The 11,560-nt window shown below is 51.5% G+C and carries 13 protein-coding genes and 1 pseudogene; 3 read left to right on the top strand and 11 right to left on the bottom strand.

Annotation, left to right across the window (positions count from 1 at the left end; translation table 11 throughout):
• The first annotated feature begins 471 nt into the window (after nucleotides 1-471).
• Genes WBP50_RS04190 through WBP50_RS04180 form a run of 3 tightly spaced genes read left to right on the top strand, consistent with a single transcriptional unit; the run spans nucleotide 472 to nucleotide 4,392 of the window.
• Entirely contained in the window at nucleotides 472-2,442 is a 1,971-nt protein-coding gene (locus tag WBP50_RS04190) for a hypothetical protein (protein WP_423931894.1), read from the top strand.
• Between the two features lie 38 nt (nucleotides 2,443-2,480).
• Complete coding sequence (locus WBP50_RS04185) at nucleotides 2,481-2,726, top strand: Nif11-like leader peptide family natural product precursor (protein ID WP_423931893.1); 246 nt, start codon at nucleotides 2,481-2,483, stop codon at nucleotides 2,724-2,726.
• A gap of 25 nt (nucleotides 2,727-2,751) precedes the next feature.
• Nucleotides 2,752-4,392: an SAM-dependent methyltransferase gene (locus tag WBP50_RS04180; RefSeq protein ID WP_423931892.1), complete on the top strand. Its 1,641-nt coding sequence runs from the start codon at nucleotides 2,752-2,754 to the stop codon at nucleotides 4,390-4,392.
• Nucleotides 4,393-4,494: 102 nt separating this feature from the next.
• On the opposite strand, the gene WBP50_RS04175 is transcribed toward WBP50_RS04180, so the two are convergent.
• From WBP50_RS04175 to WBP50_RS04125, 11 genes and pseudogenes are all read right to left on the bottom strand, one after another.
• Complete coding sequence (locus WBP50_RS04175; RefSeq protein WP_423931891.1) at nucleotides 4,495-4,875, bottom strand: hypothetical protein; 381 nt, start codon at nucleotides 4,873-4,875, stop codon at nucleotides 4,495-4,497.
• 127 nt (nucleotides 4,876-5,002) lie between these two features.
• Nucleotides 5,003-5,329 carry a nucleotidyltransferase domain-containing protein gene (locus tag WBP50_RS04170; protein ID WP_423931889.1) on the bottom strand — a complete coding sequence of 109 codons (327 nt, stop codon included), beginning with the start codon at nucleotides 5,327-5,329 and terminating at the stop codon, nucleotides 5,003-5,005.
• A complete protein-coding gene (locus WBP50_RS04165; RefSeq protein WP_423931887.1) occupies nucleotides 5,326-5,502 on the bottom strand; it encodes a nucleotidyltransferase substrate binding protein in 177 nt (58 codons plus the stop codon). Before WBP50_RS04165 ends, WBP50_RS04170 begins: the two co-directional genes overlap by 4 nt.
• Before the next feature lie 17 nt (nucleotides 5,503-5,519).
• Complete coding sequence (locus tag WBP50_RS04160; RefSeq protein ID WP_423931885.1) at nucleotides 5,520-5,777, bottom strand: DUF2442 domain-containing protein; 258 nt, start codon at nucleotides 5,775-5,777, stop codon at nucleotides 5,520-5,522.
• On the bottom strand, nucleotides 5,774-6,046 hold the full coding sequence (locus WBP50_RS04155) for a DUF4160 domain-containing protein (protein WP_423931883.1): 273 nt from the start codon (nucleotides 6,044-6,046) through the stop codon (nucleotides 5,774-5,776). Before WBP50_RS04155 ends, WBP50_RS04160 begins: the two co-directional genes overlap by 4 nt.
• A gap of 954 nt (nucleotides 6,047-7,000) precedes the next feature.
• On the bottom strand, nucleotides 7,001-7,414 hold the full coding sequence (locus WBP50_RS04150) for a hypothetical protein (protein ID WP_423931881.1): 414 nt from the start codon (nucleotides 7,412-7,414) through the stop codon (nucleotides 7,001-7,003).
• A gap of 381 nt (nucleotides 7,415-7,795) precedes the next feature.
• A complete protein-coding gene (locus WBP50_RS04145; RefSeq protein ID WP_423931880.1) occupies nucleotides 7,796-8,581 on the bottom strand; it encodes a hypothetical protein in 786 nt (261 codons plus the stop codon).
• A gap of 371 nt (nucleotides 8,582-8,952) precedes the next feature.
• Entirely contained in the window at nucleotides 8,953-9,276 is a 324-nt protein-coding gene (locus tag WBP50_RS04140; RefSeq protein ID WP_423931878.1) for a BrnA antitoxin family protein, read from the bottom strand.
• Nucleotides 9,277-9,425: 149 nt separating this feature from the next.
• Nucleotides 9,426-10,112: a hypothetical protein gene (locus WBP50_RS04135; RefSeq protein WP_423931877.1), complete on the bottom strand. Its 687-nt coding sequence runs from the start codon at nucleotides 10,110-10,112 to the stop codon at nucleotides 9,426-9,428.
• Between the two features lie 91 nt (nucleotides 10,113-10,203).
• Nucleotides 10,204-10,575: a hypothetical protein gene (locus WBP50_RS04130; protein ID WP_423931876.1), complete on the bottom strand. Its 372-nt coding sequence runs from the start codon at nucleotides 10,573-10,575 to the stop codon at nucleotides 10,204-10,206.
• A gap of 237 nt (nucleotides 10,576-10,812) precedes the next feature.
• A pseudogene (locus WBP50_RS04125) lies at nucleotides 10,813-11,507 on the bottom strand (IS3 family transposase); the annotation flags it as partial.
• Nucleotides 11,508-11,560: the final 53 nt, after the last annotated feature.

The following is an 11,560-nucleotide window of genomic DNA, read 5'->3' as shown; positions in this document are numbered from 1 at the left end:
GCGAGGTGGCTTTCCCGATTACTTCCCATCGCGCCTCGATGGTCTCCCCGACTGACCGGATCATCGTCGCATAGACTTCACTTCTGTTCATACGCCATAAGGGCTCAAATAAATACCGGCCCCTGATTTCCCGGCTTCGTTGCCAACGGCCCCCTCACTCCGTACATGTTCCGAAGCTGCGCATCGTGAACGAATCGGCATGAAATGAAAACATATCCGTACCAGCACGGATATGTTTTATCGAGAATTGGGTCGATGATTCACCTTGTTTTTTTTATCTTCCGACGAAAAAAGAGGTTATCGCTCTTTTACCTGTGGTGTGCCTTATCGGGTTATACTATGGCAAAAGGATGCGGAGCTACTACACCCCTCACGGTTGCTGCGCGACACGGGTCGCACGGGAGCCGGTAAGCTTTGTCTGTCATTGCATAGTCGTTTTCATAACAGATCACCAAAAAAGGAGCATGCCCCATGCCAATCTGTAACGAAGAGCCCATTCGCACCCTTGCCTATCTCCTCTGGCTCGATCGCGGCGCGCCATTCGATAACACTCAGGATATCGACTGGCTGGAGAGCGAACGAATAATTTTATCCCGGTCTATTGAGCCCGCAAATGAACCGGTCGCAAGTGAACCGGATGACACGGCCCCTTCCGCAGAGGTTCCGGCTCCCCCCGAAGTTACCGGTTCGGCGCGGAGAACGAACAGATGGATGCAGGCGCACTGGGAGCAGATCGGCCGCAAGCCGCTCAAGCAGCTTTGCCTGCCGAGTACGCACGACTCGGGAACCTATCGGCTGGATCTGAAACTCGCTCCGGATGCCGCGGATCTCATCAAGACGCTCTATGACTATGCCGATACCGAAAACAATGCGACCGGCGTCCGCAAGTACATCCGGGGAATGGCCGTCTGCCAGAGCCTCACGATCCGGGAACAGCTCGACAGCGGTATTCGCGTTATCGATCTGCGCGTCTGCAAGGTGGACGGCGTGTACTATTGCTGCCATGCCCTCCTTGGGGACGAAATACGCGTGCTCCTGAAGGATATGGCCGGGTTTCTCTCCGCAAATCCCTATGAGGTTGTTGTGGTGAAGGTCGGCCTTAAGGAGATGAGCGACGAGGAAGAAACAGAGGCGTGGTCGCATCTGGTGGAGAACACTGCGCCGTATGGCATAAAATACCCGAAGGACAAGGTTGAAGGCGACAAAAGCCCGATCGATCCGGATTTTTCAATGGAGACGCTTGCTTCGCTGAAGGCAAATAAAGATCGTCGGTGTCTGTTTTTATCGGATGACTATTTTACGAGCAATTACTCTGAGGAAATGACAACCACTGATGGGGTTATCTCCCGGCTGGAAAGCAAGACAACGGCTATCGACGGGGAAGAGCGGGCTAATCGCGAGGAGAAGAGAGAGAACGGAGAACCGACTGCCGCAGATCACAGGCTTTTCGAAGCGCAATGTTTTCGGCCTACGAGCCCGTTCAATTACGGGGCGGGATATATTCAGGCGGAAGGCGCCATTTCACTCGGGGCGCTGGCCGGTCTCGCGGGACTGGGTTATAACTACGCATCGTTACTGAACGCGGTGTTTTCCGGTGAGTCGCTTGCTCCTGTTCCGGCAAACCTTCATGAAAACGCTCAAAACTCGAGAAGTATCGTTCGGGAGTACTTTACCTGGCTTGCCGGCAATCCCCATATAGCCCGTCCGCAGGTTATCAACTGCGACTATTTTCAGGAGGTTCCGCTTGTCGATATCGCCATACAGATCAGTATCGGCCAGCAGCTTCCCGATCTTTCGGGGATTCAGGATATTCCGGTTCCGGAACTCAGGATGGACTGGTTCACGGCGACGGTGGGCTGGGTTCCCAATCTGGTGGCTTTCGCCGCAATGCTGGCGGGTGTGGGCTGCTGCGATCTTGGAAGGTACCTGGACGATAACATTCCCGGTATTACCGGAGATGTGCTCGGCGCAGCTCTTAAGGGGGCGGGGTATGCCTGTGGCGAAGTTGCTCAAACCATTCATACCGTTCTGAAGCTTACTGCCGACGAGCTGAACACGGTGCTCCGTCAGATCGGGTATGCATCCGATGAAATCGAACAGGCATTCGTAACCATGGGAGAGGGATTTGTGGATTTCTTTTCAGATGCCGAAGAGGAAGCTGAACGGATAGCGAAAGAGGCCGCCGCAATGGCGGAAGAGGCAGCCCGGATTGCTGCTGAGGAGACCGCAAGAGTTGCCGAAGAGGCGGTCCGACAAGTCGAGGAAGCCGCACGGATCGCTGCAAGGGAGACAGAAAGGATAGCCCTCGAAACTGCCCGAGTCGCCGAGGAGGCGGCAAGAGCGACCGCAAGGGAAGCTGAGCGGATAGCCCGTGAAACCGCACGATTTGCCGAGGACGCGGCAAGGGCGACTGCGAATGCGTTGAATCCGTCAAGATGGTAAACAATCTTAATGGCTGTCATGTCAAACACTATTTACTTATGAAAGATATACACGCATTTGTCGAACAGCTCAGCGATCCGGCTTTTCGCACGGAGATTGCCGTTCCGTTTTCGCAGCTTGAAGAGGGTGACTGGAATGGGGTTGTACAATTGGCCGCCCGTTACGGCTATACCTTCGGGATGGCCGAGCTGAAAAAAATTGCCGAGGCGAACCCCGGCTTTTTCAGAGGATCGGGCAAGAACCCCTCTCTGGGTTGGGATGTAACCGCGCTGTCGTCCATATAAAGCGGACGGAAGAGTAAGCAGAGAAATGCATGCCTGCGAAGGGCTTTCGCTTCGGTTTCTTGGTACGTTTCTTCACGGTGCGCCACAGCTTCACGCCGAATGGTCATTGAGGATCAGCGAAACCGAAATCGATGAACGGAGCCGCATAACATTCTGGATGGCTCCGGGTTCTGTGACTGGTGAGGAGCCCGGTTTTCCGTCTATCGAACGGCTGCTCGAGGCAACAGGAGCACCTGAGGCCGTTCGCGAACGACAGAAAATCCTCTCTCCGGATTGCCTGTTCCAGGGATTCGGCGCCTCATTCGGCGCCCCTGACAGGGAATATGCGCTGTATCTGCACCATTCCGACACGAAGACAGGGCCGGCGCGTTACGATGCCTGCAAGTGGGGTGCGGAGGGTGTTGTGGAATCGAGCCGCTACGAGTTCTTTTTTTTTCCCTGCGCTCCCGACGGAAGGAGGCCGTCCGAGTTTGTCCATCCAGGCCTTTCCGGAGCGTTCGACGGGTTAGTCGGCAACACGAGGCTGCAGAGTATATCCGGTTTCTGGCTGCGTCATCGGCATTCGCAGACAGACCAGGCGGATATTGCCTTTCCCTGGCATCCGCCGCTTCAGCTCCTTTTGGATGTGCTGAAACGAACGGACTTCGTGTCGGCCTCTGTCCTCGATGCGCTTATGGCGTATCGGGCTCATCCGATGCGGCATGTGGCATTCAGTCCGGAAAACGATTCCGAACCGGCCATTACGGTCTATTTTTCGGCTCCGCTTTCCGGCGACTGGCCGCTTGATATCCCCGCTCTTCGGGAAGCGATCCGTATCTCCGGCAACGCGCTGCACGATGCGCTGGAAGAGCGGTTTTTTGCCCATATTCCGCCACGCTCCGCCTCCGGGCCCGATGCTTTTCTCGACACCTTTTACAGTACCGGGTCCGTTGAAACGTGGAGGCGCGTTCTCGGCGCGAATATGCACTACCATTTCGGGATGTTCAGCAAAGAGGAGCGGGAGGGCTCACTGAACATTTTTTCCGATGAGCCCTTTGAGCGGGCCGTCACCGATCTTTTCGACTGTATTCCATACGGAAGCAGCGTCTATGATGTTGGCTGCGGCTGGGGCGGTCCCGCCCGTCGGCTCACTCACGACCACGGATGCAGGGTTCTGAGTTGTACGATCAGCGAAACGCAGTACCGGTACCTCTCTGCATCGGGGCTGCATGTTCGATATGCAGATGCGGAAACCACGCTTCCTCCGGATTTTTTTGACTGCATGCTGCTGATAGAGAGCCTGGAACATGTGCGGGACAAGGCACGTCTGCTCGGCATACTGCGGCTGTTCGGCAATAAGCTGGTAATGCGGGTTCATTGCCAGGATGGCGCTCCAAACAGCGTTAATTTTGCGGGAACCATGCATATGATACGTTCGACAGAGCTTCGCGGGATGATCGAAAAGGCCGGTTGGCATATCGTCGCGTGGCGCAACCGCCGCGAAGAGTCGATGCCCTCTCTGCGGGTCTGGCATGAACGTCTGGCGGAAATCCCTCCAGGCAGCGATTTTCATCTCGAAACCTTCCGCTCGTTCTGTTCCCGTATCTGCCAGTGCGAGGAGGAGTGGGCGGCCAACAATCCGCTCATAGAGGTTGTCGCCCTCCGGAACCCGCCCGGTCTGCAATAGAATATCCCCGACTGACTGAGCCCTCGTCGCATGGGCTTCACCACTCCGCAAGCCCCATAAGTACTCAAAGCAAACACCGTGCGCTTATTTCTTGACTCGCAGCTACCTGAAACACCACCACGATTTCCTGTGCTCGCCATTTATGAAAACGGAAAGCCGGCCGGTCGCGTTTGGTGGAGGCATATCCTCTGTGCACGCCACAGGTGTGCTTACGACATACCGGACGTTGTTGCTGGTAAACTCCCATCTGGTGTAGCGGCATACGCCCGTACCCTCGGTTATTTCCTCTCCTCCGACAATGAGTACATCGGGTTTCCCTGTGATGCTTTTTGGCCTGTTCCAGGCCCTGTACTGGTATTTGCCTGAAGGAAGAAGCGTGATGATGACCGTATGCTTCGAGGTCCTGCAGGCGAATTTTTCGGATGCAGCCGCAGTCGAAAAAACGAACGATCCGATAATCAGGATAATGAGAGACTTCAGCATGGTTTTCTCCGGTCTATCATAGAAGGTAACGTGGCCGCGGATCGGGCAGTGCTCCGCTGGGGAAAAATGTATTGGCCCTCCCCTCATCCCCCCGCACCCGGAGAACATCTCCCGGTCTGACGAGAAGTCAGACGAACTGGTTTGTCTGTGTTTTCTCGTAAAACACCTTGCCGACCCTTTTTATGTGATCGAGCACATCCGGATCGGAAATGGAGTGCAATAGTGAAATATCGAAGGTATAAGGCAGGTGCAGATCGTCAATATCATCCATTATCCGATACAGAACAGTCAGGTTCAGATCATGGCCACCAGCGAGAGTCAGATCGATATCCGAACCAGCCCTGTAATTCCCTTTGGCTCTTGAACCGTAAAGTATGGCTTTATCTACCTGCCCGTAGCGCGCAATCACACCATGAATACGCGCTATGGTCGTATCGTTGAGTCCATATTTCATTCCTGCCTCTCACTTGTAAGCGGTTCAAGCGTATCAAGAAGCTTGCGGTAGGCGGCATGATAATGATTGCGGATTGCCTCTGCGATTTCTTCGGCAATTTCCTGATTATAGGTATGTGATGTCAGATTCCGGCTGTTGATCATCTGCATCCATATCTCACCATCTTCGATCAATCCCAGCTTGCAGAGTCTCAGGCCGTTGTCGTCGAGGCGGCTTTACCAATTACCTCCCATCGCGCTTCAATGGTGTCAGCCGACAAATCGGCACCACACGCCCATTCTATGAAGTACCCCCCGTTACTCACCTTCATAAATTCATTATGGTCTCGAAGCTCTTCAAATGCTTCATATTCGAGATAGGGAGTGACATCAAAGCGGCCAATACGACCATCTTCAGCAATAATTGACAGTACCCAATCTGATTGGGGGTGTAGTTCCGCAATTCTCATTGGTCAAGCCCTTTTATTGGAAATGGTTTCTTGCCGTTTACGGCCAAATTCCAGTCAGCAAGCAGATCTTCGTGATGAATTTCGATCCATGCGACAACCAGCTTGTGCTTGTTCGGCGGCAGATCACCTGCCAGAAGCGTTCCGTCAAGAATTGAGTACACTGCTACTTTTCCCTGATAATCTGCATGAATGTGTGGCACATGATGTTTCTCGGTATCCCGAAAAAACATCCGTATTAGAATCCCATAGAACATTGAAATCGTAGGCATTCTCTCTTCCCTCTGTAGTGTTTGGCTGCTATCCCAAACGAAGGGCAACAGCACTTCTCAGCTTTTTAACACTTCAGCTATCTGCATCGAACACAAGTTCGTATTTGAAATGTACACAACATTTTCAGGTCATAAAAAATGCCGGCTCAGCCCAGGCTATTTCAGGAATAAGGAGGGAACAGCGTCGTCGTGGCTCACAAGGGTAACGCACGGGACAGGTCGTCATGCTCAAAAGCGCTCTCTTTCCGCTTGATTTCTACCGGTCGTGCACCGACAGTTTTTGCCATCTCAATTGAAAAACCGGTCAAGAAACGACCGTGATATCTCTTTTCCGTTTTGTTTACGTCGTTGCGAACTATCTCCCCCATCACTCCATCAGCCATTCATCCTGCATTTGGGGGAACGGATCAACGTCCCGGAGACTCCCTCCTCCTTAAAGCTCCGGAGGAGCGGCATAACGGTAACGCCGGACGCAACACGGCACACCCGCAAATCCTCTTGCTGTTGCTCAATAACCAACCAATCAGCAACAGCTTGCACCACCACCCCTGCCGCTATTGCACTTTCTGATTCTCCCGTTTTTTAATCAAACAATTCACGCTGCCATACACCGTCCCCGAGTTCCCTTACAAGAAATTAGTTTACGTAGTTGCGAGCGTCCCGTCCTCCACAATTCTCACAACACTCATAGGCAACCTGCGGCGCATCCGCGCCTCATGAATATTGGCTCCAAGCTTGCGCAGCGCTTTGCGCACTGCTGAATTTGGCAGATGAGGTGTCGGCATTTGTAATATTGGTATATCCTTAATCAGATATAAGGCAACACCATATTTACATTTTACAAAAACCGGGACGCGCTTCGGCCTATGATCTCACCTTTCCTCAAATCCCGTAGGGATGCCCTATCGGTAGAACAGCATCCCCTCCTCGTATAATTATTCCCTGGGTGTGGGGTTATGCCCCGCTGTGCCGGCTTGCATTCCGCGCACGCCCTGAAAGAAGAAGCCTTGGCATGAGTGCGAAAATCATGAGCAGTGCGAGGTAGACCGAGCCTGATACCTTATCCCGGCTGGCGATGAACTCGGCGAGTGTTCTGTCTTGCAGCACTGTTGCAAGTGCCACTTCGGCAGCTACCGAGAGTGCCAATGCCAGAAATCCTGCGATCAGGGACTTGCCCGGCGATCCGACTTCGGGGAAGCGGCGGAGGATGAATCCTGCTGCAAAGTAGATGACGGCGGCCATAATCGGCATCTCTGCAAGCTCGGCCCAGCGCTCGCCGATGCGCGGAACAAGGAACGGCACCCGGACGACGCCAAGCAGGAACCCAGTGCCGAGCACAATGGCGAAGTAGGCGAGACCTGCTTGCATGGTTTTTAACACTGCGACGGGTGACGAGAGAGTTCTTTTCGAAGCCTAAAAATTCAGATTGATCTGCCTAATTCAGGAAAAGCAGAAGGCTTCTTTCTGTATAGGATAACTTCAATATCATATCCACAGAACGACCAATTAATTATTTATAAAAGAGTTAACGGTATACGGAATTAGGGGCGGACATTAGTTTCAGTCGCTTATCATCCCGACATGACACGGATTTTCAACAACTCCCGACGTCTAAATCCCCGACAAACCGGGCACGAAACACCTGAATTTCACTTCTCCTCACAGCCAATTAGTATTAAAAACACACTTCCCTATTCTTTTCACTTTTTATGGATACGTATCAGCATTCCGAAGTCTTCGCGCCGACATTTATTTGCCATCAAGTTTTTCCTGCGTGAATTTAAATTCATGCTGCTCCTCTACTACCTTTACAACAAACTTAATATCCTGGGGTTGTTCGGCTACTTCAGGTAATGCCACCTTTATTAATCCTCCGTGCCATGCAGCAGGGAATATTGTTTCCTTCTTTAGAATTGTTGAAGACAGGTTCTTTAGATTTTCACGCCCTTCAGCCTCCAATCGAGCAAAGCGTGCTTCCGAGTTTGCCTGTGCAACATTTCTGGCTGTCTGTGCAGCTGCGTAGTTGTAGGTTGTACCTGAGTAACTACCGGAACTATACGTTTTCGTACCATAGTTAGAATACGTCGAACCGGAATATGTACCGAAGGTATTGGAGTAACCTGCATTTGCAGCATTCATAGACTCAGCTGCACCCTGTAGCGCAACAGCAACTGCGGCCCATGCTCGGCGATTCTTTTCTTCAGCTACCAACTCATCGTAACTGAAAACTTTAAGCGTAGTGAGCTGGCCATTTGTATTTGCCGTAGCGGTTACATCATCTGTAGAAAACAGGATATCTTGAGAAGTCCCGTTATGTACTGCTATGACAAAGTCAGCTCTTTGGCCACTTGTGACGGTTTCAGTATTAGGCGCTAAGGCTACGGTATTTTGTTTTATTGATATGAGCGTCTTTCGACCATCTTTGAAGACTGATTTTTGTCCTTCCGAAGGTATGCCACTAATTATTCCGTAGGTCGCACACCCTTGGATTCCTACGATAAGCAACAGAATTGCTGCTCGAGTGATAATTCTCATTAACTACTCTCTCCTTTTTATTTATAACCTAGCCGCAGGTAAGCACTGCTTCGCGGCGGAAAATGTATTTGACTTATGCGGTCCATCTGCTCCATCTGTTTGTTCTGCCGCCTGCAGCGAGGCGTACAAACGACTCCGGAACATTGATCCGTATCCTCAATAAATTAAGCCACATAGAAAAAATAAGCAATACGCGAATTTTTTTCGGGGGAATCCTCTCGGATCAGTTCTGAATACAACAGTGATCAGTTACAAGGATGAATGCATCATTGCTCGGGTTAACCGAGTCTACCATGCGATTAGTTTACGTAGTTGTGAACGTCCCATCCTCCACAAAATACCCGACTGACCGGGCCCTCGCCGCATGGACCTCAATGACGTTGCTTCTGTTCGACGTATGAGCGCAAGACTGCGTTGATTTTCTTCTGGTAGCCTTTGCCCTGGCTTCGGAAAAACTCCAGAACCTCATAGTCAATACGCATGTTCAGCACTGCCTTGGGGCGAGGAGGTTCTACCGAAATGTTTGACCAGTCAATGTGCATTCCGGCCTCATCATCGTCTTCGGCAACTGCTGCCTCAATTTCCTTGTCCGACATGGCCGCGGCGCTTTTCCAATCGCTCTTGTCCTGGCCATGCATCCGCATGTTTTCCAACTCTTTATCCGTGTATCTGACGATACGCTCTTTCCTCGACATCTCGTGCCCTCCTGAATGAAATAATCCGGCGGGCATTGGCCAGCCATGTCCAGACTACAGTGTAAAATTTCTCGCCGATTGTGGCCGTGGTCACGTAGCGAGTCAGCGCAAACACCGTGCCGAAATTTTTATGAGACGAGAAATAACGGTCACTGCTTCGGTGGCTCTATGCTCTTGAGCACTTCAATTGCACGCTCCCTTAGTTCAATTTCTGCCATCAGCCTCGCGATCTCACCTGGAACATCGCGTTCTTGCTTCCTGTACGGAATTGCGACCGGCGAACGATCGTAGACCTCGCACGCCCGAAGAAGCAAAGGCGAGTTCTCATAGTGTTTGGCAACCGTCTGCCAAGATATGCGGCGTCCAGCAAAAGGTGCCAGTGCGGCACCGCGACCAATGGCATCATAGTTGTCAAAGTAAACTTGCGAAGCCAGCGCAACCAAGTATACCTCAACATCGAGCCCGAGAATATTCTGAATGTCTGCGCGGTCGCGTTCAAACACCCGTGCTTGATCGGCAGTGAATAGCTCGGCCGCCTTGGCCTCGATGACGATGATTGCGTTCTCGCCGAACAAAGCCAGATCGAAAGTGCGCTTTGGTGAGTACTTGCGCTTCTCTTTGGGGCGAAAACGATGTAAATAATCGCGATAGAAACACGCCTCAAAGGCGCAATTCCACGGGCCCATCACGTCCGCCGGCAAACCAGCTTTGTGCTTGAGAAGATCCACAAAATCGTCTACGTCATCACGAACACGCCTTTCAAGCTCCGCACAAAACGCACGCTCTTCTCGAGTGATTTGCGCCCAATCTAAGCCGTTGAAATAGCTTGGTCCCATTGCGATCCTTGTAGGTTGTCCATAACCACATAACCGTTCGGAAAACAGCAAAATGGTTTTAAAGTTAAGTGAGTAAAGAGGCTGTTATGTGCTACTGTCGAGGTTCCCTCCATTGATAGACTTTTCCATCCATAAATGTAACATATCCACCATTCTGATAATACCAATAGGCACTTCTGCCACCATCTACTCGGTGCGGTTCGCCAAGCGTTTTTTGCACGTCGCTGTAATCCATATCTGTGGTCAGCTTTCTCCAGTTCATTACTGACTTCCAACCCTCGCCCGGCGTTACGTGTTCATTGGCCTTGCTCGTTTTACTTAGCAAAGATTCCAACTTCGATAACCGAAGATTTATCTCCCGTACCTCTTTTTCAAGCCGGTTAATTCGATCAGTATCCTGCGCATTCGCATTGAAGACGACTGCTGCTAATAGAACTCCTGTAATGGTAATTGTTTTAATCATGACCTCTCTCTATTGCACATAAGATGACTGCGGATCGGGGAGTGCTCCGCAACGGAAAATTTATTTATCAGCAAGGAATGTCAGTACAAAATAAGCAATACGCAAATTCTTAACGGATGAATCCTCTCGGGTCAGTTCCGAATACAAGAGCAATTAGTCACAATGACGAATAGGAATTAAATGGGTCTCCCAAGCAATTAGTTTACGTAGTTGTGAGCGTCCCCTCCTCCTCACACTGCTGTAGCTGTCCAGTACGTTGAGCACCCGAATCCGACGGCCGTTATACAGATTGTCGCTCATGAAGTCCATTGCCCAGCATTGGTTCCTTCGTTCCGGTTTTGGCGGAGCCACACGGCTCGCTGCAGCTGTTTTCCTTCGCCGTTTGACCCGGAGCATCAGGTTTTCTTCTCGATACAGCCGTTCAGTTCGCTTGTGATTGATCTGGAAGCCCTCTCGCCGCAACAGGTAATGCAAGCGGCGATACCCCCAACGCTTGCGTTCATCAGCAAGCTCACGCAGTTGCTCCCGGATCGGCTCATTCACATCCGCTTTCGGCTTGTAATGCCAACTGGCTCGGCTGAGACCCAAAAGCACACAAAGCTTTCTCAGACTTTGCCCGAAGCTTTCATGCAAATACCTGACGGCATTGCGCTTGGCTTCGGGCGTTACCACTTTTTTGAGTTGATATCCTTAAGCATCTGGATGTCGAGGGCATAATCAGCCACCAGCTTCTTCAGACGACGGTTCTCGTCTTCAAGATCCTTGAGGCGTTGGGCCTCGCTGACCGACAGATTGCCGTACTTCGATTTCCAATTGTAAATCGTCGCATCGCTGATACCATACTTCCGGCAAAGGTCCTTGACCGGCATGCCGGCTTCGCCTTCTTTCAGGATGCTGATGATCTGTTCTGTGCTGTAACGCTTGGTTTTCATGCGTGTAACCTCCTTGGTTGATTTTAAGCAAAATTTCCACAACCAAGTGGTCT

This window comes from Chlorobium sp. (genome assembly GCF_049593655.1).
Classification (GTDB): domain Bacteria; phylum Bacteroidota; class Chlorobiia; order Chlorobiales; family Chlorobiaceae; genus Chlorobium.
This window is presented reverse-complemented; position numbering and strand designations above follow the sequence as displayed.